General features: G+C 71.9%; 17 protein-coding genes. 6 read left to right on the forward strand and 11 right to left on the reverse strand.

The window, feature by feature from the left end:
• The first annotated feature begins 79 nt into the window (after positions 1-79).
• Positions 80-868: a hypothetical protein gene (locus D7V93_RS13695; protein WP_147451170.1), complete on the forward strand. Its 789-nt coding sequence runs from the start codon at positions 80-82 to the stop codon at positions 866-868.
• Positions 869-870: 2 nt separating this feature from the next.
• Here D7V93_RS13695 and D7V93_RS13700 read toward each other — a convergent pair whose 3' ends face one another.
• From D7V93_RS13700 to D7V93_RS13715, 4 genes are all read right to left on the reverse strand, one after another.
• Positions 871-1,632 carry an AAA family ATPase gene (locus D7V93_RS13700; protein ID WP_120643839.1) on the reverse strand — a complete coding sequence of 254 codons (762 nt, stop codon included), beginning with the start codon at positions 1,630-1,632 and terminating at the stop codon, positions 871-873.
• 166 nt (positions 1,633-1,798) lie between these two features.
• The gene (locus D7V93_RS13705; RefSeq protein ID WP_120643840.1) at positions 1,799-4,489 is read right to left on the reverse strand and encodes an AsmA family protein; all 2,691 of its coding nucleotides are present in this window, start codon (positions 4,487-4,489) and stop codon (positions 1,799-1,801) included.
• Between the two features lie 263 nt (positions 4,490-4,752).
• Positions 4,753-5,217 carry a fibril protein gene (locus D7V93_RS13710; protein WP_120643841.1) on the reverse strand — a complete coding sequence of 155 codons (465 nt, stop codon included), beginning with the start codon at positions 5,215-5,217 and terminating at the stop codon, positions 4,753-4,755.
• 172 nt (positions 5,218-5,389) lie between these two features.
• Positions 5,390-6,307, reverse strand: a complete 918-nt coding sequence (locus D7V93_RS13715; RefSeq protein WP_120643842.1) for an iron-containing redox enzyme family protein — start codon at positions 6,305-6,307, stop codon at positions 5,390-5,392.
• A 184-nt stretch (positions 6,308-6,491) separates the two neighbouring features.
• Here D7V93_RS13715 and D7V93_RS13720 point away from each other — a divergent pair, with 184 nt between their 5' ends.
• Positions 6,492-7,301 (forward strand): dimethylarginine dimethylaminohydrolase family protein, encoded by an 810-nt coding sequence (locus tag D7V93_RS13720; RefSeq protein ID WP_244237294.1) that lies wholly within the window; start codon positions 6,492-6,494, stop codon positions 7,299-7,301.
• Positions 7,302-7,379: 78 nt separating this feature from the next.
• Here the strand turns inward: D7V93_RS13720 and D7V93_RS13725 are convergent, their stop codons facing one another.
• Positions 7,380-8,132 carry a sterol desaturase family protein gene (locus D7V93_RS13725; protein ID WP_120643851.1) on the reverse strand — a complete coding sequence of 251 codons (753 nt, stop codon included), beginning with the start codon at positions 8,130-8,132 and terminating at the stop codon, positions 7,380-7,382.
• 352 nt (positions 8,133-8,484) lie between these two features.
• On the opposite strand from D7V93_RS13725, the gene D7V93_RS13730 reads away from it, so the two are divergent.
• On the forward strand, positions 8,485-8,835 hold the full coding sequence (locus D7V93_RS13730; protein WP_244237295.1) for a hypothetical protein: 351 nt from the start codon (positions 8,485-8,487) through the stop codon (positions 8,833-8,835).
• Between the two features lie 58 nt (positions 8,836-8,893).
• On the opposite strand, the gene D7V93_RS13735 is transcribed toward D7V93_RS13730, so the two are convergent.
• The 3 genes from D7V93_RS13735 to D7V93_RS13745 form a co-directional block, all read right to left on the reverse strand.
• Entirely contained in the window at positions 8,894-9,994 is a 1,101-nt protein-coding gene (locus D7V93_RS13735; RefSeq protein ID WP_120643844.1) for a hypothetical protein, read from the reverse strand.
• Positions 9,995-10,022: 28 nt separating this feature from the next.
• Positions 10,023-11,504, reverse strand: a complete 1,482-nt coding sequence (locus D7V93_RS13740; protein WP_120643845.1) for a vWA domain-containing protein — start codon at positions 11,502-11,504, stop codon at positions 10,023-10,025.
• A gap of 130 nt (positions 11,505-11,634) precedes the next feature.
• A complete protein-coding gene (locus D7V93_RS13745; RefSeq protein WP_120643846.1) occupies positions 11,635-14,475 on the reverse strand; it encodes a PAS domain S-box protein in 2,841 nt (946 codons plus the stop codon).
• Between the two features lie 310 nt (positions 14,476-14,785).
• On the opposite strand from D7V93_RS13745, the gene D7V93_RS13750 reads away from it, so the two are divergent.
• Entirely contained in the window at positions 14,786-16,471 is a 1,686-nt protein-coding gene (locus tag D7V93_RS13750; protein ID WP_244237296.1) for a sensor histidine kinase, read from the forward strand.
• Positions 16,472-16,498: 27 nt separating this feature from the next.
• On the opposite strand, the gene D7V93_RS13755 is transcribed toward D7V93_RS13750, so the two are convergent.
• Positions 16,499-17,014 carry a GreA/GreB family elongation factor gene (locus tag D7V93_RS13755; RefSeq protein ID WP_120643848.1) on the reverse strand — a complete coding sequence of 172 codons (516 nt, stop codon included), beginning with the start codon at positions 17,012-17,014 and terminating at the stop codon, positions 16,499-16,501.
• 88 nt (positions 17,015-17,102) lie between these two features.
• On the opposite strand from D7V93_RS13755, the gene D7V93_RS13760 reads away from it, so the two are divergent.
• Entirely contained in the window at positions 17,103-17,384 is a 282-nt protein-coding gene (locus tag D7V93_RS13760; protein ID WP_120611498.1) for a rhodanese-like domain-containing protein, read from the forward strand.
• Positions 17,385-17,391: 7 nt separating this feature from the next.
• The gene (locus D7V93_RS13765; protein ID WP_120643849.1) at positions 17,392-18,291 is read left to right on the forward strand and encodes a DMT family transporter; all 900 of its coding nucleotides are present in this window, start codon (positions 17,392-17,394) and stop codon (positions 18,289-18,291) included.
• A gap of 19 nt (positions 18,292-18,310) precedes the next feature.
• Here the strand turns inward: D7V93_RS13765 and D7V93_RS13770 are convergent, their stop codons facing one another.
• Positions 18,311-19,243 carry an alpha/beta fold hydrolase gene (locus D7V93_RS13770; protein ID WP_120643850.1) on the reverse strand — a complete coding sequence of 311 codons (933 nt, stop codon included), beginning with the start codon at positions 19,241-19,243 and terminating at the stop codon, positions 18,311-18,313.
• A 134-nt stretch (positions 19,244-19,377) separates the two neighbouring features.
• Positions 19,378-19,878: class I SAM-dependent methyltransferase (locus D7V93_RS13775; RefSeq protein ID WP_147451171.1), on the reverse strand; the 501-nt coding region annotated here is incomplete at its 5' end.

Genomic DNA, 19,878 nt, shown 5'->3' on the forward strand with positions numbered 1-19,878 from the left:
GGTGGGAGGATGGCGCCGTGTGACGCAGCCCGGGAGCGCGGTGGAATAGGCGGCCGGGGCTTCCGTCAGGGAGAGCATCATGAATCGCATTCTCGGCATCGCATCGGTGGGGTTGGCTTCGGTGGCGCTCGGCGTGGCCCTGTGGGGGCCCGGCAGGACGGAGGCCCCGGCGGCGGAAGCGGCGCCCCGCGTGCAGGACGCTTCGGCGGACGTCCGGGCGCTCCAGACGCGCGTGAAGGCCCTGGAGGAGACGGTGCAGCTGCTGTCGCGGCGGCTGATGGCCTTCGAGCAGCAGCCCGGCACGACCACGGCCGGCGCGGGCCCCGCGCCCGCGGGCCTGGAGGCGGAGGTGGCGAAGCTGCGCGAGGAGGTGCGCGGCGTGATGGTGGGCGAGGCGCTGAGCACCGACAGCGGCAAGGCGACGTTGAAGGAGATGCTGCGCACGGTGCAGGACGAGCAGCGCAACGAGCAGCGCCAGCAGTGGCAGCAGCAGATCGACCAGATGCGGACGCAGGCGGAGGCCGAACGCAGCGAGCGCCTCAAGACGTTCATCTCCGACGCGAAGCTCAGCTACAGCCAGGAGCAGGAGCTGACGAAGCAGCTCAAGGCCGAGGACGCGAAGCGCCAGGAGCTGATGGCGGGGCTGAACGGCGGCGGCGCGGGCCAGGGCCGGGACATCCGCCGGCAGATGCGCGACCTGCGCACGCAGACCGACCAGGAGATGCAGAAGGTCCTCAGCGCGGATCAGCTGGCGAAGTACCAGGAGATGCGCCGTGAGGACGCGAGCCCGCGCGGCGGTGGCCCCCGCGGTGGGCCGGTGGGCGGTGGCGGTGGTGGCTGGGGCGCGCGCGGCGACGCCACGCAGTAGCGCTATCCGCCAGACTCCTTCCGGGCTCCCAGCGGCCGGAAGGAGGAGGCGCCGTCGGAGGTGGTTTCCACGCGCTGGACGTCCTGGAGGTCGAAGGCGTCCGCCAGGGCCACCGACGGTGTGCACAGCAGCACGGGGACCCGTGAGGACGCCGCGCGAGCGGATTGGACCCGGTCCCAGAGGGCATTCGCGGGCAGGTCGCCCTCGGGCTCGGTGCCGGGCTCCTGCAGGAAGAGCAAGGACTCCTCGTCCACGGTGAAGGCCCCGGCGGGCTGCACGCGGAAGCCGCGCAGGAACCGGTTCATCCGCCGAGCCGCCCCGTCGGCGATCTGCCCGAGCCACTCCGCTTCTCCCGTGACGGGTCCGGGTACGTGCTCGGGGAGGGCAGGGGGGAACGTGGAGAGCCGGGCCTCGTCCCGGGGTGCGTCGTGCGAGGGGTCGATGAAGGGGATTCCCAGGCCCGCCACCAGGTCCAGCTCCTCGCGGGTGATGCGCCACCGGCCGTCCGGGAAGCGGCGCAGCTCCACGCGGTAGTCGTCACCCTGGACGCCCAGCACGCACGTCACCGGGCCGTCCGCCACATCGGTCAGGTGCTCCTGGAGCCGGCCTTCGGCGAGTGCTCGCAGGAGCGTGAAGAGACGGATCAGGTCGCGGGTGGCCGTGCCGTCCGGATCCAGCAGCACCTCCAGCGGTTGGGGGCGCAGCACCACGTCGCGCAGGGAGCGGAAGCCCGCGACCTCGATGCGCGTGAGCCGGAGGAACATGGGCGGAGAGCCTACGCCAGCGCGCGGCGGGACTTGCCCCGGTATTCCCTCCAGCCCTGCTCCACCCTGGCGCCTGAGTCCCTCCGTGGGCCGCGTCTGAAACAGCGACGCCGCGAAGCTCCCGTCGGAGCTCCGCGGCGCGGGTCACTTCGGGACCTCGCGGCGCCTACTTCCCGCCGAAGATGCCCTTGAGCTTCTTCTTCGCCTCTTCCGCCGCACGCTGCTTCGCCTTCTCCTGCTCGGCGCGGGCCTGCTCCTCCAGCTTCTTCTTCTCCTCGTTGACGCGGGCCTCCGCCTCGGCCTTGGCCTTGTCCTGGCCGCCGGTGATGACGTCCTGCACCGCCTTGCCCTTCTCGCCCAGCAGGTTGCCCGCCACCGACGCGCCCGCCAGCTTCAGGATGGTCGTCGCCGCCGGCTTCACGTCGATGCCCGTCACCTCCGGGCTCCACGCCTTGCCCGTGAGCTTCAGCCCCACCGGGATGGGCTCCGTCGGCGTCACCTTGCCCACGGTCAGCGTCTTGATGGTCGCGGGCGTCAGCGAAATCCCACCCGTCAAATCCAGCGTGCCATCCAGCTTGATGCCGCCGTCGAAGCTCATCGCCGCTTCCGGCCGCGTCCAGGTGATGGGCTTGCTCAGCTGCGCCACGCCGTTCTTGATGGTCACGCTGAAGGGCAGATCCGCGCCCAGCGACGTCACGTCCCCGCTCTTCAGCGCCTTCGCGAACGGCAGCGCCTTGGCCAGCGGCCCCGTCGCGGACGACACCAGGTCCTTGCCCAGGAACGTGCCCTCCAGCAGGTTGCCGCTGATGCCGCCCAGCAGCGTCTGCTGGAGCTTCTCCATCGTGTAGCCCACGCCCTGCACGTCCACGTTGCCGTTGAACTTGCCCGTCAGCACCTGCTTGGGCGTGCGCGCCGCCAGCGCCTGCGCGACCTGCAGGCCCTGCACCTGCACCTTCGCGGAGAAGGGCCGCGCCTCCGGCGCCGGACCCAGGCGGATGGTCGTCCCGTCCGCCACCACCTTGCCGCCATAGATGCCCGTCGAGAACTTCTCCACCGTGATGAGGTCGTCCACCATCTTCACCACGCCCGTCACGTTGGAGAGGTCCATCGCCGTGTAGCGCAGCGACGCGATGGCGAACTGGATGTCACCCCGGTAGCCGTTGAACCGTGCGGGCTCCACCGGCGGCTCCGGCGGCGGCTTGCCACCCGTGCGCGCCAGGACCTCCTCCTCGCTCATCAACAACTTCTCCGCATCCAGCCGCGCGCTCTTCACGTTCGCCTTGAACGTCGTCGTCGCCTTCTTGCCCGTGCCCGCAAGGGCCACCGTGGCGGTGCCCGTCACCGTGTCCTCCAGCGCGTGCAGGGTGAGGCTGGAGACGTTCACCGTCATGCCGCTGCCCGTCTTCGCCGGCGCGTAGGTGCCCGCCGCCGCCACGTCCAGCCGCTGCCCCGGGGCCTTGTTCACCAGCAGGCCCGGCCGCATGTCCACGCCGTCCAGGTCCGCCTTCGCGTCGAAGCGCAGCGCGCCGCCGCTCGCCGCCGCGCCCGAAATCTGGGCGCTGAGCTTCATCGCGCCGCCGGCCTCCTTCGACAGCTGATCCGGCACCCGCAGCCGCACCGGCGTCAGGTCCACCGCGATGTGGAGCGCCTGCGCGTCCTGCGTCCCGCTGCCGCGCACGTCCAGCCCGATGGGGCCCGCCACCATGCCCTTGAGCTGCTTCTTCAGGGGCGGGTAGTACTCGGCGAGCACGGCGGGATCCAGGTTGCGCCCCACCAGCTCGAAGCCCTCCACCGCGGGCTTGTCCGTGAGCAGCCCCTTCACCTTGCCCTTGCCCGTGATGGCCGCGGGGCCCAGGTCCAGCTTGAGCTTGTCCAGCGCCAGGTCACCCGTGGCCATGTCGCCCGTCACGTCCGTGTCGAGCACCACGTCCAGCGCCTTGCCGCCCTCCGCGCCCGCGAACTTCATCCCCAGCGCCTTGATGACGCCCACGAGCTTCGTGGGGCCCTTGCCGCCGGGCACCGCGCCGCCCAGGTCCGCCTTCCAGTCCGCGTCCAGCGTGCCCGCCTGGAAGCCCACGTCCGGCGGCAGGAACGGCCCCAGGGGCGACAGGTCGATGCGGTCCGCCTTCAGCGTCACCTGCTCCGGCGTGGGCACCAGCGTCGCCGGCAGCGGCGCCGCCTGGAGCGTCATCTTGAGGTTCTGCTTCTCCGCGAGCACCGCCGCCGCCAGGTCCACCTTCAGCGGCTGGCCCACGCGCAGATTTTTCACCTCGATGTCCAGGTCGCGCACCGCCAGCTCGCGCGCCTGGGCGCCGCCCGCGCGGTCCACGAAGCGGATGGTGCCGTCGGTGAGCGCCGCGCGCTCCACGTGCACGCCCGACAGGTCGGTGGGCTGCGACTCCTCCTCCGGCGTCTCTTCCTTGGGCTGCTGCTGGGCCAGCTTCTCCTGGAGCCGCTGCACGTTGGTGGTGCCGTCGGCCAGGCGGATGACGTTCACGGTGAGGCCGGACACCTCGGCGTTCTTCACCTGGATGTCCTTGCCGCGCGAGGACAGCAGCGGCATCGCCGCCACGCTCACGTCCACCTGCTTCAGCTCCGCGAGCGGCAGGTCTTCACCCTCGGCGGGGCCCACGACGACGTCTTCAATCTGCGCGCCGACCTGGGGAAAGAGCTTCGTGGAGATGTCGCCAATCGTGATGGGGCGCCCGAGCTTCTGCGAGTACGTGGCCGCCTGATCACGCGCCGTCTTCAGCAGGATGGCGTCCAGCCGCCACAGCACCACCGCCACGATGGCGATCAGGAGGACGAGGATGCCCCCCAGCACATAGGGCCAACGCTTCTTCTTCACAGCCGCCACGGTTCCTCCTCCGTCGGGAGAGCGGTCGAACGCTTAGCGCAGCGCCGGGTGGGCCGCATCCCCCATGGGGACCCGGACGCCCTTCCTCGGCGGGAAAACTTCCACTTTCCAGCGTGACGGCCCCGGTCCGGGGATAATCACGCCCCCCGAAACCTCACGCCTGCCTGTCCGCTCCCGAGGGCGCGCACGCGCCCCACTTCCGAGCTCCGGCCCGCTTTCGTCCCCCTGCATCTAGGTACGATGGGGCCGTCCAGGAAGGTGCCTCACAGCTCGATGACGTCCGGCTCCATCCCCGGCGGCGTGGCGGGCGCGTCCGGCCCCCCCTCCAGCACGAAGCCCCAGGGCGCGTACACGGAGCCTCCGGTGTACGCGTCCACGTAGAGCACCACGGGCGTGTCCAACCCTTCGTAGGTCACCTCGAAGATGGACAGCTTGCCCTTCGCGGTGCCCCGGCCGTCCACCTCGGTGAACTCGCAGCAGTCCCCCATCCGGCGCCACGCCACGGGCTGCCCCTGCGGTCCGCGCAACAGCCCGAAGTACGCGCTGACGCCCTTGTCGCCCCAGCCCACGCGCACGGGGTTCTCCGGCCGGGTGCCGTAGGTCAGCGGATCCGGCCGCTTCGGCATCAGGGGCTGGGTGCGGCGCATCACGTCCTCGAAGGACGTGCCCGGGGAGGCACACGCCGTCAGGGCCAGCACCCCGGCACAGGCGAATCGGAACAGGGACATCGGGACCTCCAGGCGGTACGCAAACGCCTCCCAAGCTGGCGTTCCCCCCGTGGCCCGCGCATCCCCTGTCAGGCCGGGGCCGTCCTCTGGCGGACGCAGCCCCCCGGCCAGCGCACACGCGCAAGGTCCCGGGGGGACGGGTCCGGTCCGTCGTGGACGGGGACGGGGCCCTTCAGCTGAGGGACTTCAGCTCCAGCCCCAGCTCGCGGCGGTAGCGCTCGAAGCACTTCGCGCCCGCGGACAGGCGCAACAGCGCCCCTTCCGCCAGGGGCCGCGCGCACGCGGGGTTCGCGGCCACCAGCGGACGCAGCACCTCGCGGTTCCACGTCTCCGAGTGCTTCACGTCCAGCGTGGAGTGCACCGCGTAGTAGCGCCGCACCCGCATGTCGAACCCCAGACGCTTCAGGCCCTCGTTGACGCACGCGGTGCGGCCCGGCGCCGTCTCCTCGACGATGCCCAGCGCGCCCACCGCGAGGTACGTGTAGCGGCGGTTGAACGCGAACGCGCAGAGCAGGTTCGCCAGCGCGTGCGCTTCCCACACCGTGTCCTCTTCGGTGGGCTTCAGCCCCAGCTTCGCCGCCATCTCCGCGAGCATCGGCCCGTGCATCGCGTCCTCGCGCCCGCGGCCCATCTCGTCCCAGTAGTTGCGCGCCAGCTCCAGCTTCGCCTGCGTGGGCAGCTGCAGCTGCGTCAGCGCCACCAGGTCGTCGAAGCCCGCCTCGCCCGCGACCTCCTGCGTGAGGAACCAGCGCAGCTGTTCCAATGAGGCCTGCTTCGCGAGCCAGGGAAACAGCGGGTCCTGCTGCCCGGGCCCCGTCTCCTTCAGGTCCTCGAACCACGCGATGAAGCCGTCCGCGTCCTCCGGTGCCTCGGCGGCCCAGGCCGCCACGCGCTGTCGCTCGGCCTCCACGTACTCGCCCTCCAGCAGGCGCAACTGTGTCTCCGCCTGCACGTCCGCTCGCCAGCCCTCCGTGGGAAAGCCTGGCGCCAGTCGCGAGTGGTTGAAGCGCAAGAGGGTCCGATGCATCCGTTCAGCCAGGCGTGCGTCCTCCGTTCCTGCTTCCCCAGCCACCTCGCCAAGCCCGCTCATGGTGCGCAACCTCTCCACATGTCTGGGAAGGCAGGAGTGCCTTCCGACCACATGTATGGGGATGACCTTGAACACCGGCCACTTCGTACCTGCCACCTTCGCCGTGAGTCAGGTGCGCTGCGAAAAGGACCACGTCCGCTCCCGCGACTGTGCGTATCAGGTCGCGTGGAACATCAATCCGCATATGAAGGTCGGTGCCGTCGCGTGGCGCCGCGCGTGCGGCCAGCACCGGGCGTTCCTGCGCGTCCTGCGCGAGGCGGGCGCGAGCTGCTTCGAGCTGCCCTTCGTCCACGGCGCGTACGACTCCGTCTTCGCCAAGGACAACGCGGTGCTCGTGTCGCAGGACGGAGAGCTGCGCGCGCTGCTCGCCACCATGCGCCACGGACAGCGCCGGGGAGAGCAACGCGCCCGGGCCCGGTGGCTGGCCGCGCGCGGCTTCGACGTCATCGAGCCCTCGTGCGTGCACATCGAGGGCGGTGACGTGGCCATGCTGCCCGCGGGACGGGGCGCGCTCCTGGGGTACGGCCAGCGCTCCACGCAGCGGGCCGCGGGCGTGCTGGAGGCCTTCCTCGACGCGCCCGTCACGCCGCTGGAGCTGTGCGACCCGTACCTCTACCACCTGGACACCGCGCTCACCGTCCTGTCCGATGGCACCGCGCTCGTGTGCCCCGAGGCCTTCACGCCCGAGTCGCTGCGCACGCTGGCGCGCACGGAGGGCATCGGGCAGGTGGTGCCCATCGCACGCGACGACGCGCTCGCCTTCGGGCTCAACCTGGTGGAGGTGGGCAACACGGTCATCGTCGGCGCGCGCGTGCCCCGCGTGGAGGCCGTGCTGCGCGGACTGGGCCGGCGCCCCGTCAGCGTGCGGTTGGATCAATTCCACCTGGCCGGGGGCAGCGCGGCGTGCCTCGTCGCGCGCGTGCACTCCCTGCCGCCCGTGGCCGCCCAGCGCTTCCGCGAGGAGCAGGAGCAGGTCGAGTCACTCTCCGCGTGAAGCGCGGGGGCTGAAAAAGAGAAGACCTCCCCGGCGACAGGCGCGCGGGGAGGTCCGGGTGAAGCAGGGAAGGCTGCTTCAGGACTGTTCGCTGGAGGTGGCTTCCGGGGCGCTCAGGCCTTCGGCCTGCCAGAAGCGGCGCGGGTGTCCGTCACCGCGCGTGCCGCCGGAGAGCTTGTCCACCCAGGGGTACTTCTGGGCCTCCTCGGCGGTGTAGCCCAGGTTGAAGACGGTGGGGCTCTTGGGCTTGTCCGCCGCCTTCTCGTACAGCGTGCCGAACACGCGGTCCCAGAAGTAGTTCGTGATGCCGAAGTTGCCCGTCTCGTTGTGGAAGTGGTGGGACATGTGCAGCCGCTTGATGTCCTTGAGGAACTTGAACTGCGGCGCGTAGTTCAGGTGCTGGATGCAGTGGCAGAACTCGTAGAAGCACGTCGTCACCATGCCCCAGCCCAGCGCCGCGGTCGCGCCGGAGCGTCCGCCGATGAGGTAGCCGATGGGCGTGAGCACCAGCGCGATGGTGGGCAGCGTGGTGTGCAGCGCGCCGAAGAGCACGCGCAGGTCGTGCGGGTCCTGGTGGTGGTCGAAGTGGATGCGCTTCCACGTCACCGCCGTCGCGGCGGACTTGTAGAGGAACCGGCCGTGCAGGATGTACCGGTGGATGAAGTACCAGCCGAACGGGTAGGCCACCGTCGCCACCAGCACCGCCGCCGCCATGCGCGCCGGGTGCTCGAACCACTTCACCGACAGCACGATGCAGGCGATGCCGATGAGGATGTAGGCGACGACGGCGTAGTACGTGAAGAACGAATAGACCAGGTCGCGCAGCGACATCCGGTCGAGGTTGTGCTTCCGGTTCAGGAAAGAGACCGCCACGGTATCCCCTCACTAGAGGTGCCACCGCGACACCCCTGCCGTCGGAGCACGCGGGACAAGAAGGCTCGCTCGCATCCCGGCCCTTCGGAAGATGCGGCGGTGCCTGAGCTAGCAGCCTGGAAGGCCCCTGGCCCAGGAACGGCGAGGGCCCTCTTAGCGTCTTCCTGCAGACATTGAGAAGCCCTCCTGTTGGAGCAGTCCCGGATTGTCCGCCTGCAAGGACTCCGTCCGACCCGAGGTCGGGCTTCCATGGTGGAAGCGCACACCCCACCTTTCCGCCCACAGGCGAGTGATCGCATGAGGGGGCCACATGGCGCGCAAGATACAGGGACAACAGGGAAGTGGGACTTCAACGGAACGTCCGGCCCGGCGGAAGACGGCCACCCGGCCGAAGGCGGACGCCCCCCCGGCCACCGAGGGCCGCCTGGAGCTGCGCCGGGACATCGCCGAGTACCGGGCCGCCGCCGAGGCCCAGGCCGACCGCGTGCGCGAGCGCATCAACGCCGCGCTGGAGATGAGCCGCCGCACCCGCGAGGAGATTGAACAGCGCATCGCGAGCGAGCTGCACGCACCCCGCGTCGAGGCGAAGAAGGCCACCACGAAGAAGGCCGCGCCGGCGCGCAAGCGCACCCGCGCCGCCACCCACGCGTCGGCGAAGTGACACCGGACCGGGCCTGCGGTGTTGAAGCCGGGCCTGCCCCGAGGGGTGGGCCGCCGGACTAGGAGCGGACGGCGGGAGCGCGCACCTGCGGGGGCAGCGCTTCCGGGCCGGAGGACTCCAGGTCCAGGGCGGAGAGCTTGTCGGCCAGGGCCAGGGCCCGGTCGCCCCCGTCCAGCGGGGACGCCGCCCGGGCCCCGATGAAGCACACCCGGGCCCGCTCCAGCAGGGCCACCTGGGCGTGGAGCTGCGCGTGCAGGCGCTCGCGCCGCCGTGAGAGCGCGTCCAGGTGGTTGAGCTCCTCACCCAGCGACGCGGCGGCGCGCTCCAACTGGCGCCGGGCCACGCCGTCCTGGGCGTCCGCGGCGCGCTTGCGCAGCTCCTGCACCTGCGAATCCACGCTGCCCTGGGACGCGGCGGAGAGCTGGCCCTCCAGCACCGTGTGGGACTCGGCCAGGCTGAACGCGTCCCCGGCCAGCTTCGCGAGCACGCGCTCCAGCTTCACGCGGCCCTCGCCCGTGGCCAGCTTGCGCGCCTCCGCCTGGCTCTGGCGGTACAGCCCCAGCGCCCGTGTCACCAGCCCGCGCACCTCGCCGGTGAGGGTGGCCTCCAGGCGCATGCCCCGGGTGGCCACCGCGTCCAGGTCCATGGCCAGGTTCACCGGCAGCGTGCCGATGCCCCAGAACAGCGCCACCACGGCGTAGTCCACCAGCAGCGGGAAGTAGCCCCGGGCCGGCAGGAAGCGCGCGTCGAGCACCTCCTGCACGTACAGCCCCAGCACCGTGGTGACCGCGGCCGCCCCGGCGCTGAGCACGAGCTGGGTGGACGTGCCCACCCCATCGCGCCCATGGCCACGCCAGGCGATCAGCCCCGCGGCGATGGCACCCGCCACCGCGTGCTGCAGGGGGTACGGCAGGCCCAGGACATAGGGCAGGGCGGGCAGCAGCACCACCGCCGCGCGCATCAGGGCGCTGTACGCGGGCTGGGGCTTCACCGCCGTGACGGCCGCCGCCGCCAGCGCGAAGTAGCCGGGCTCCACCGGGACGTGCAGCACCTGCCGCGCCACGCCTGCCACCAGCGCCATGGCGCCCGCGCCCACGAGCGCGAAGAGGCAGCGCGACTCGAAGTCCTCCCGGCGGATGAGTTGGATGGAGAGCGACATGGCGCACCGTCCCGAACGGCGTGAGCGACTAGTAGGAGTTGTTGTGCCCGAAGCTCTTCATCGTCTTCTTCTTGAGGTCGAGCATCTCACGGCGCACGTCCGCGTCGCTGTGGGCATTCCCGTAGGCTGCCTGGGTCGCGTCCACGTCCGCAAGCTCCCCCGCGAGCGCCGACGCCGAGCTGCCGAAGAGGCGACGCGCGTTGTCGAGCAGATTGACGGCTCCCTGACGGTTGCCGCTCTTCATCGCCTCCGCGGCCGCATGGAGCTGCTGCGTGCCCAGCGCGCGGATGGCGTGCACCCGCACGTCCCGGTCCAGGTTCGCGTGCACCACCTGCGCGTCGTTCGTCACCTTCGCGTCCAGCGACAGCAGCACCTGCGACGGCAGGTCGGCCGTCACGTCCACATACGACAGGCTCGCGCCCAGGACGCTCATCTGGGACGCGCCCTCCGGGGCCACCAGCGACACCTTCGCCACCACGCGCGCGGACTGGCCGCCCGTCAGGTCGTACAGGGGCACGCGCACCGTGCTGCCCTCGCGCGTGGACGGCAGGCCCATCACCTCCACGCCGCTCACGCCGGGCGGCAGCGTCAGCACCAGGTTCACGTTGCGCGCCACGGTGCTCGCGGCCTGCTCCAGCTCACGCGTGAAGATGGAGGCCAGCTGCGACGAGTCGCTGACGAACCCGGAGAAGCCGCCGCCGCGCTCGGCCATGCCGCGCATCAGCGCGTCGTTGAAGCCCTCGCCCACGCCCAGCGCGCTCACGGTGATGCCCAGCTCGCGCAGCTTGCCCACCTCGGAGAAGAGGCCCATCTCGGACACCACGCCTTCGGTGGGCTGGCCGTCGCTCAGGAGGATGGCGCGCGTCACCCGGTACTGCTTCGTGTACGGGCGCAGCGCGTCCGCCGCCGCCTGGAGCCCGCCGCTGATGTTGGTGGAGCCGTTCACCTCGATGGCGGAGATGGCCTTGAGCAGCTCCGCGCGCGTCTGCTCGGTGATCTCCACGCTGGGCAGCGTCGTCACGTCGGAGCCGTAGTGCACGAGCGCCAGCCGGTCCCCCACGCGCAGCTGGCTCACCAGCGCCTCGGCGGCGCGCTTCGCGTCCACCAGCTTGCTGCCCATCATGGAGCCGGAGCGGTCCACCACCAGCGCCAGGTTCACCGGCACGCGCTGGGGGTTCTCCGGCGCGCGCGCCGACACCTCGAACCACGCGAAGGCCTCGCTCGGCCCCGTCTTCACGTACGCGCCGGACAGCTTGCCCGTCAGCTCCACCGGGCCCACGCGGCCGGACCCCGGCGTGCCCACGCCCAGGGGCAGCACCGTGCTGATGGGCGCCTCGCCCGGCTGCACCACCGTGTGGCTCTGGTCCAGGACCGACGGCGCGGCCGGCGGCTGGTGGACGAACGGGGGATGCTCGGAGCGGGTCGCGAAGAGCGCGTGCATCCCATCGAGCGCGAGGGCGCCCACGACGAGCAGGCCAGCGAGGGACAACAGCAGTTTGGTGCGATTCATGGGCGCATGACCTCAAGACAGGAGCGAGCGGACGAGCACACGCTCGCAGACGGGCTCCCCCCACGCATCGGTCACTGGGAGGAGGGTCCTCCCGATGACCGATGGATCCCCCCTTCCGCGTCCGCTTGCGTCAGATGACGTCCCGCGGACCGTGTCGCACCAGCGCCTCCACCGCGCCGCGCACGCGCGCCTCGTCGAAGGGCTTCTCCAGCACCGGGTTGGGGATCTGCGACAGGAACTCGCGCGCGCCCGTGGTGAAGGCCCCGCCGGACACGAAGATGAAGCGGCGCTCCAGGCCCGGGTGCGTGCGCCGCACGGCCTCGTACACGTCGCGGCCGGCGAGGTCCGGCATCATCACGTCGCACAGCACGGCGTCGAAGCCCGGCGTCTGGCCCATGCGCTCCAGGGCCTGCCGGCCGCTGGTGGCCACCTCCACGTCGTGGCCGCGCAACAGCCGCTGCAGCACGCGGCCCACCGCGGGCTCGTCGTCCACCACCAGCACCCGGCCTCGCGGCGTCACGGGCGCGTGGGGCACCGGGGCCTCCAGCGGGCGCAAGCTGGGAGCGGGCACCGGCGCGGGCAGGAGCACGCGGAAGGCGCTCCCCCGGCCCACGGTGCTGTCCACGGAGATGTCGCCGCCCATCCCGGTGATGATGCCGTGGCAGATGGACAGCCCCAGGCCGGTGCCCACGCCCACGGGCTTGGTGGTGAAGAACGGGTCGAAGATGCGGCCCAGCACCTCCGGCTGGATGCCGCTGCCCGTGTCGCGCACCTCCACCATCACGCGCCCGCTCTCCATGCGCGTCGTCAGCACCACCTCGTGGTCGTGCGCGGAGCCCTCCGGGATGGCCTGCGCCGCGTTCACCACCAGGTTGAGGAACACCTGGCACAGCCGGCCCTCGTTGGCCATCACCTGCGGCACCGTGCCGTAGTCCCGGCGCAGCCGCGCGCGGTGGCGGATCTCGTTCGCCGCCATCATCACCACCGAGTCCAGCACCGCGTGCAGGTCCACCGGCGTCATGCGCTCTTCGTCCGGCCGGGAGAACGTCTTCAGCTGACGGACGATCTGCCGCACGCGCTCGGCGCCCTCGCACGCCTCGCCCAGCACCTCCTGCCACTCGGCCACGTCTGGGGGGCGCACCCCGCGCGCGGCGCCGGGCATCAGGTGGTGGCGGAACTCGTCCGACAGGAAGGCCAGGTTGGAGAGCACGAACGCCAGCGGGTTGTTGATCTCATGCGCGATGCCCGCCGCCAGCGTGCCCACCGACGCCAGCCGATCCGCCAGCGTCAGCCGCGCCTGGAGGTGGCGCTGCTCCGTCACGTCCCGCGCGATGGACACCACCGCCGGCTGCCCGTCGAAGCGCAGGGGCAGCGACGCCAGCTCCACCACGCGCGTGCGTCCGTCGCGCAGCACCAGCCGTCGCTCGCTGGTGAGCGGGGCCGCGTCCGCGGGCGCCGGGCCCGTGCCCGGCACGTCCGCCAGGAACTCCGACAGCCGGCGCCCCACCAGCTCCTCCGCGCTCTGGAAGCCCAGCGTGGTGACGAGCACCGCGTTGGCGTAGACGATGTGGCCGTCGCGTTCGATGGCCGCCGCGTCCGGGAAGCCCTCCATCAGCGCGCGCAGGCTGGCCTCGGAGCGCTTCAGCGCCTCCTCCACCTGGCGCCGCTCGGTGATGTCGCGCGCCAGCCCCTCCACCGCCACCACCTTGCCGTGCGGGTCCGTCACCGGCGCCACCACGTGCTCCAGCCACAGGGTGCGCCCGTCCGGGTGCAGGAAGCGCAACACCACCGGCACGCCGTCCGACGCGCGGGGAGACTCCAGCAGCTGCTCCAGCGCGGGCCGGTCCTCCGGGTGCACCTGGCGGTACCAGAGCTCCGGATCCGCGTAGTGCGCCTCCGGCCCCAGGCCCAGCTTCGCGTGCACCACGCGGCTGACGTACCCGAAGCCTCGCGGCGGCGCGCACCGGTAGAGGTACAGCACGTCGGACGCGTTCTCCGCGAGCTGGCGGAAGCGGTGCTCGTGCTCGCGCAGCGCGCGCTCCGACTCGCGCCGCTCCAGCGACACGGAGATGGCGCCGCTGGCCGCGGACAGCAGGTCCACCTCCAGCCGGTCCCACTCGCGCGCCTCGTAGCAGTTGTCGAAGCCCACGAAGCCCACCAGCCGGCCCTGCACGCGCAGGGGCAGCACCAGCAGCGACAGGACGCCCTGCGGATCCAACAGCGCCCGCTCGGCCGCGGGGAAGGTCGCCACGCGCCCGGTGACGACCTCGCCCCGCTCCAGCAGGGGGATCCACCGGTCCATGTCCGGCCGCATGGGCAGCTCCTGGAGCAGCGGGTTGTCGATCTCCGGGATCACGCCGGGGGCGCACCACTCGGCGCGCTGGCTGCACACGAGCGTGCCTTGCGCGTTGGTGTGCGTCTCGAAGACGTAGACGCGGCTCGCGCCCGAGGCCAGGCCCAGCGGCGCCAGCGCGGGCCCATACAGGTCCCCGCCCTCGGGCACCGACAGCAGGCGCTGCTGCATGTCCACCAGCGCCGTGAGGTAGCGCTCACGCCGGGCGAGCGCGTCGTTCGCACGCTTGCGCTCGGTGATGTCGTTGAGCGAGCCCGCCATGCCAATGAGCGTGCCGTCCTCGTCCTGCGTCACCCGGGCGAAGACCTCCACCCACCGGAAGCCTCCGTCGCGCGTGAGGTAGCGCACCTCGTGCTGGACGAACTCGCGCTCGCCCGTGATCAGCGACTGGCACACCTCCAGCGTGCGCGCCTGGTCGTCCGCGTGGATGAAGTCGAACGCCGACCGGCCCAGGCTCTCCTCCACGGAAAAGCCGGTGACCCTCGTCCACGCCGGGTTGAGGAAGATCCACATCCGGTCCAGGTCCGTCTGGAAGACGACCTCCTGGAGCGTGTCGATGACCTGCCGGAAGCGGCGCTCATTGGGGGTGCCGTCGGGCCGGGGAAACGGCATCTGCATGCTTGAGACTCGCGATGGAAGAACTTCGCCGTGCGAATGGAAAGGCGCGGGCGACGGACGTGGGGAGTCGAACGATTGAGGATCGCCGCCATGCAGGCAAGGGGGCTTGCGGGAAGAGCGGGATGACGGGAAGCATTCCCTGTGCTTGATGGTGATGGGGCGGGCCTGCGGTCTGCCTTCCTTCCCGGGAGGCGGAGATGACACCATGATGCGTGCGGAAAGCCCCAGCCTGTCTTTCGGCGTCGCGTCTCCCGCCGACCGCTCGGATCCTTCCCCGGTTTCCCCGCAGGCTTTTCCGGTGACTTCCTTGATGGAAGGGAACGAGCTGGACCTGTCCGCCCGCGTCATGGACGCGGAGGGTCTGGCCCTCGTCGAACACTCGGGCCGCGTCCTTGCTTTCAACACCCACGCCTGCGCCCACTTCGGCATTCCAGCGCCCGCCACCGTGGAGCACGGCCGCCTGCCTGGCTGTGAGTGGCTGCGGAGCGATGGCACCCCGCTGCCCCCTGACGAAGCGCCCCTTGCGCGAGCGCTGGCGGGCGAGCAGGTGGACGCGGCGGTGTGGACGGTGCTGCGGCCGGACGGGACGCGCCTCCGGCTCCAGGCCACGGCGGCGCCCGTGAAGGGAGGGGAGGGGCAGGTCGCGGCGGCGCTCCTGCGCACGTACGCCGTGGAGTCGCGGCCCACCGTGCTGGACACGTCGCGGCTGCTCGCGGAGGCCGGGGCGCTGCTGGGCGCGTCGGTGGACGCGGAGGCGCAGCTGGGGCCGCTGCTCAAGCTGCTGGTGCCGGCGCTGGGGGACGGGGCGCTGCTGGTCCTGAGGTCGCCCGGCAAGGATGTGAGCGTGGTGGCGTCGCTGCACGTGGACGCGGGCCGGGACGTGCTGCTGCGCGAGCTGCTGGAGCGCTACCCGCCGGATCCCACCCTGCCGGGCGGGCTGTCGCACGTCTTCGTCACCGGGGCGGTGGCGCGCCTGTGCGTGATGTCCGAGGAGCACGTGACGACCATCGCGCGGGACGTGGAGCACGCGCGGCTGATGCGGGAGGTGGGCCCGCACGGGTGCCTGAGCGTGCCCGTGGGCGCGCGCGGCAACGTGCTGGGCGCGCTGATGCTGCTGCGCTCCAACGTGCTGCACGCCTTCGACGCGGAGGAGGAGCGCTTCCTGGCGGAGCTGGCCCACCGCACCGCGCTCTACCTGGAGAACGCGCGGCTCTTGCGCGAAGCGCGCGAGGCGGTGCGCCAGCGCGACGAGTTCCTGGGCATCGCGAGCCACGAGCTGAAGACGCCGCTCACGCCGCTGAGCCTCAAGGTGCAGCTGCTGCAGAAGCAGGTGACGGTGCTGGCGCGCGAGGGCAAGCCGGTGCCCACCGAGCGCGTGTCGGAGACGCTGGACGTGGTGCAGCGCCAGGTGCGCCGGCTGTCGCGGCTGGTGGACAACCTGCTGGACGTGTCGCGCATCAGCGCGGGCCGGCTGCGGCTGGAGGTGGAGGAGCTGGACCTGGCGAGCGTGGCGGCGGAGATCCTCTACCGCTTCTCCCCGGCCGCGCAGCAGCAGGGCACGGAGCTGGAGCTGCACGCGCCGGTGCCGGTGGTAGGCCGCTGGGACCGGCTGCGGCTGGAGCAGGTGGTGACAAATTTATTGTCCAACGCGCTCAAGTACGGCGCGGGCCACCCGGTGGCGCTGGCCGTGGAGGCGCACGGCACGACGGCGCGCCTCACGGTGACGGACCACGGCATCGGCATCGCGCCGGAGGACCTGGCGCGCATCTTCGAGCGCTTCGAGCGCGCGGTGAGCGACCGGCACTACGGCGGCCTGGGCCTGGGCCTCTACATCACCCGCCAGATTGTCGAAGCGTTCGGCGGCACGGTGCAGGCCCAGAGCGAACCCGGGCAGGGCTCCACCTTCATCCTGGAGCTGCCCCGGGGCGACATCCCGGAGGAGTGGCTCACCGCGCACGCGGCGCCGGGGCCCAGCAGCGAGTCCGGACCGGACTGAAGCGCGCGCCCGAAGCTCGGGCGACGCTCAGGCGACCTCCAGCACCGTCCACTCGCGCACCTCGCCCGCGAGCGTCACCTCCACGGTGTCCCCGGCGCGGCGGCCCAAGAGGGCGCGGCCCACGGGCGAGCTGGGGGTGATGACGGACAGGAAGCCGTCGCCGCCGGGGCCGGTGAGCTCCGTGCCGGCGCCCGCGGGGAGGACGAAGAAGGTGCGCTCGGCGAAGCCGTCCTCGTCCTCGGTGCTGACGTCCACCAGGGCGCCCAGGCCCACGGGCCCCTGGCGCGGGAAGCGGGGCAGCTCCTTCTGGCCGAAGGCGGTGAGCGCCTGGAGCTCCTCCTGCAGGCGGCGCGCGCGCTGGGCCTGCCCCGTGGCGAGGCTGCCGTACTCGATGGCGGCGCGGCCGTCCTCCTTCTTCTCGGACTCGGTGGCGAGGCTGCGGGCGGCCTCGCGGGCGTCGGCCTCGGCGCGGTGGGCCAGCCGGTCGCTCTGCTGGAGGCGCTCGGCCAGTTGGTGGAGCAGGGTGTGCTTGTCGAGTGGCATGGCGGTCGTTACAGGACTGTAGCGTCCAGCGGAGCAGCCTCCAGTTTTCGGCCCGGCCCGGGCGGGGGGTTGGGGTTACGATGGCCCCATGACGCCTCAGGAACGCTCGCAGAAGGCCCATGAACTCGTCGCGAAGGGCGCGGTGCTGCTGGACGTGCGCACCCCGGAGGAGTTCCAGCAGGGACACCCCGAAGCCGCCCGCAACATCCCCGTGCAGGTGCTGGCCCATCGCCTCTCCGAGGTGGGCCCCGTCGGCACGCCCGTGGTGGTGTACTGCGCCGCGGGAGGCCGCAGCGCGGTGGCCGCGGAGCTGCTTCGCAAGGGCGGCTTCCCGGAGGTGTTCGACCTCCAGTCCGTGAAGAACTGGTAGGCACGCGCTGTCGTCCCCGTCCCGCACCGCCGGCTTCCTCCTCGTCGCCCTGTCCGGCGCCTCGTTTGGCGCCCTGGGGCTGTTCGCGCGCCTGGCCTACGCGGCGGGCGCGGACATGCCCACGCTGCTGTTCCTGCGCTTCACGCTGGCGGGGCTGGTGCTCACCTGCGTGATGCTCGCGCGCCGGCAGCGGTGGCCCCGGGGGCGGGTGCTGCTGGGGCTCGTGGCGCTGGGCGCGCTGGGCTACTTCGCGGAAGGCAGCGCCTACTTCCTCGCGCTCCAGCACGCCTCCGCGGGGCTGGTGGCGCTGCTGCTGTACCTCTTCCCCGCGCTGGTGGCGGTGCTCCAGGTGGCGCTGGGCCGTGAGCACCTGAGCCGCACCCGCTGGCTCGCCGTGGGGCTGGCGCTCGTCGGCACGGCGCTCACGGTGGACCCCGGGCCGGACGCGAAGCCCCTGGGCATCGCGCTGGGCGTGCTGTCGGCGGTCATCTACGCGCTCTACGTCCTGTCCAGCGCGCGCGTGGTGGGCCCGGCGGGGCCGCTCGCGGCGAGCACCGTCATCCTGCTGGCGGCGGGGCTCTCCTTCGGGTCCCTGATGCTGGTGAAGGGCCCGTCCTTTCCCCAGACGCCCGGGGGCTGGGGCGCGGTGGCGGGCCTGTCGCTCCTGTCCACCGTGGTGGCGGTGCTCACGTTCTTCGCGGGGCTGCAACGCATTGGCCCGGTGAACACGTCGCTCCTGTCCACGCTGGAGCCGGTGATGGCGGTGGTGCTGGGCGCGCTCTTCCTGGGCGAGCGGCTGTCGCTCCGGCAGGGCGCGGGCGGCCTGCTCATCCTGGTGGCGGTGGTGGTGCTGGCGCGGGCGGAGCCCGGCCGCCCGGAACCCGTGTCCCAGGCGGCCCGCTCCTGAAGCCGCGCGGAAGCCGTGTCTACAGGCGGTGCAGGAACTGGTGCACGTCGTGCACGAAGCGCTGCGGGCGCTCCGCGTGCGGGGCGTGGCCCGTGTCCGGGTAGAGCAGGTAGGTGGAGTTCGGGATGGCGCGAGCGAGGGCGCGCTGCTCGGCGACGGAGAAGAAGCCGTCATGGTCCCCACCGATGATGAGCGTGGGCACGCGAATCTGTCCCAGCCGCGCGGAGTGGTCCTCCGCGATGAGTCCGTCCAGCGCGTCCTGCCACACGCGCGCGGGCACCTTGGAGCTCTCCGCCACCAGGGTGTTCAGGTAGGACGCGGGCACGGGCTGGTAGAAGGTGCTGGCCTGGAACTCTTGGATGAACTGCGGATCCACCGGGTCCGTCAGCGTGTCCACGGCGGCCTTGAGCCCCAGCGCCACCTCGTTGCCCGCGACGGTGGGCGCCGAGCCCACGAGCACCAGCGCCCTCACGCGCGACGGCGCGTCCAGCGCCACCTGCTGCGCGATGAAGCTGCCCATCGAGTGGCCCACGAGGACGGCCTTCGAGACGTGCATCGCGTCCAGGAAGGCCACCACGTCCCGGGCGAACGCCTGCTGCGTGTAGCAGCACGCGGGGCGGGACGAGTCCCCGTGGCCGCGCTGATCCAACGCGTAGAGGTGGAAGTCGCGCGGGAAGCGCGGCAGGTCCAGGTCCCAGGTGTGGTGTGAGTCGGTATAGCCGTGCAGGAAGACGACGACGGGCCCGTCCTGACGGCCCTGCTCCACGTAGCGGAGCGTGACGCCCGTGGACAGCCGCACGGCACCTTCGCGGGGACTGGCGCCACCCTGGCGGTCGCTCGCCTCCAGCGCGGCAGGGGAACTCATGAGGTCGGGCGAAGCGCCCGTGTCGGACTCAGGCCCACAGCCAGCGAGCAGCAACAGCGCGAGGAGGGAGGGAAGGGTGCGCATCATTCAGCAGGGCCTTTCGGAAGCGGACGCGGCGGGTCGTTCCGCCGTCGCGCCCACCATCCTAAAGTGACCTCTGACATCCCTTCCGAAAACCTGATGCGGTGGGTTGTATCCCACCCGCCAAGGTCCCGTTGGACTCAGGGCCGCCGGGCGAAGATGAACTCGCCCACGCCGCCCAGGCGCTGCTCGCGCCGGACGACGTGGAAGCCCGCCGTCTCCACCAGGCGGAACGTGTCCCGGTTGAGGCGGCAGCCGCCGGAGAGCTTGCGCCACGCGGGCGTCAGCAGGTCCTGCGCGGTGGCGAGCACCGGGTTCGGGGCCCGCACGTGCTCCAGCAGGCGCAGCTCGCCGCCCGGCTTGAGCACCCGCATCACCTCCGCGAGCGCGGTGGCCGGCGCGTCCACGCAGCAGAACACCAGGCTGGAGACGACCGCGTCGAACGACGCCTCCGCGAACGGCAGCGCCTGCGCGTCCGCCTGGAGCAGCGCCACGCCGCTGCGCCGCACCCGCGCGCGCGTCAGCGCCCCCAGGTCCACGTCCACCGCCGTCACGGAGGTCACGCTGTCCGGGTAGCCCGGCAGCGCCAGCCCCGTGCCCGCGCCCACCTCCAGCACGCGGCCGGAGAGCCCCTCCACCAG

It is taken from the genome of Corallococcus llansteffanensis (assembly GCF_003612055.1).
Classification (GTDB): domain Bacteria; phylum Myxococcota; class Myxococcia; order Myxococcales; family Myxococcaceae; genus Corallococcus; species Corallococcus llansteffanensis.

Excerpts from the sequence above, each read along its gene's own strand:
- D7V93_RS13695 (WP_147451170.1), top strand. The coding sequence starts at position 80 with ATGAATCGCATTCTCGGCATCGCATCGGTGGGGTTGGCTTCGGTGGCG.
- D7V93_RS13700 (WP_120643839.1), bottom strand. The coding sequence starts at position 1,632 with ATGTTCCTCCGGCTCACGCGCATCGAGGTCGCGGGCTTCCGCTCCCTG.
- D7V93_RS13710 (WP_120643841.1), bottom strand. The coding sequence starts at position 5,217 with ATGTCCCTGTTCCGATTCGCCTGTGCCGGGGTGCTGGCCCTGACGGCG.
- D7V93_RS13715 (WP_120643842.1), bottom strand. The coding sequence starts at position 6,307 with ATGAGCGGGCTTGGCGAGGTGGCTGGGGAAGCAGGAACGGAGGACGCA.
- D7V93_RS13720 (WP_244237294.1), top strand. The coding sequence starts at position 6,492 with ATGAAGGTCGGTGCCGTCGCGTGGCGCCGCGCGTGCGGCCAGCACCGG.
- D7V93_RS13725 (WP_120643851.1), bottom strand. The coding sequence starts at position 8,132 with ATGTCGCTGCGCGACCTGGTCTATTCGTTCTTCACGTACTACGCCGTC.
- D7V93_RS13730 (WP_244237295.1), top strand. The coding sequence starts at position 8,485 with ATGGCGCGCAAGATACAGGGACAACAGGGAAGTGGGACTTCAACGGAA.
- D7V93_RS13735 (WP_120643844.1), bottom strand. The coding sequence starts at position 9,994 with ATGTCGCTCTCCATCCAACTCATCCGCCGGGAGGACTTCGAGTCGCGC.
- D7V93_RS13740 (WP_120643845.1), bottom strand. The coding sequence starts at position 11,504 with ATGAATCGCACCAAACTGCTGTTGTCCCTCGCTGGCCTGCTCGTCGTG.
- D7V93_RS13745 (WP_120643846.1), bottom strand. The coding sequence starts at position 14,475 with ATGCAGATGCCGTTTCCCCGGCCCGACGGCACCCCCAATGAGCGCCGC.
- D7V93_RS13750 (WP_244237296.1), top strand. The coding sequence starts at position 14,786 with ATGGAAGGGAACGAGCTGGACCTGTCCGCCCGCGTCATGGACGCGGAG.
- D7V93_RS13755 (WP_120643848.1), bottom strand. The coding sequence starts at position 17,014 with ATGCCACTCGACAAGCACACCCTGCTCCACCAACTGGCCGAGCGCCTC.
- D7V93_RS13760 (WP_120611498.1), top strand. The coding sequence starts at position 17,103 with ATGACGCCTCAGGAACGCTCGCAGAAGGCCCATGAACTCGTCGCGAAG.
- D7V93_RS13770 (WP_120643850.1), bottom strand. The coding sequence starts at position 19,243 with ATGATGCGCACCCTTCCCTCCCTCCTCGCGCTGTTGCTGCTCGCTGGC.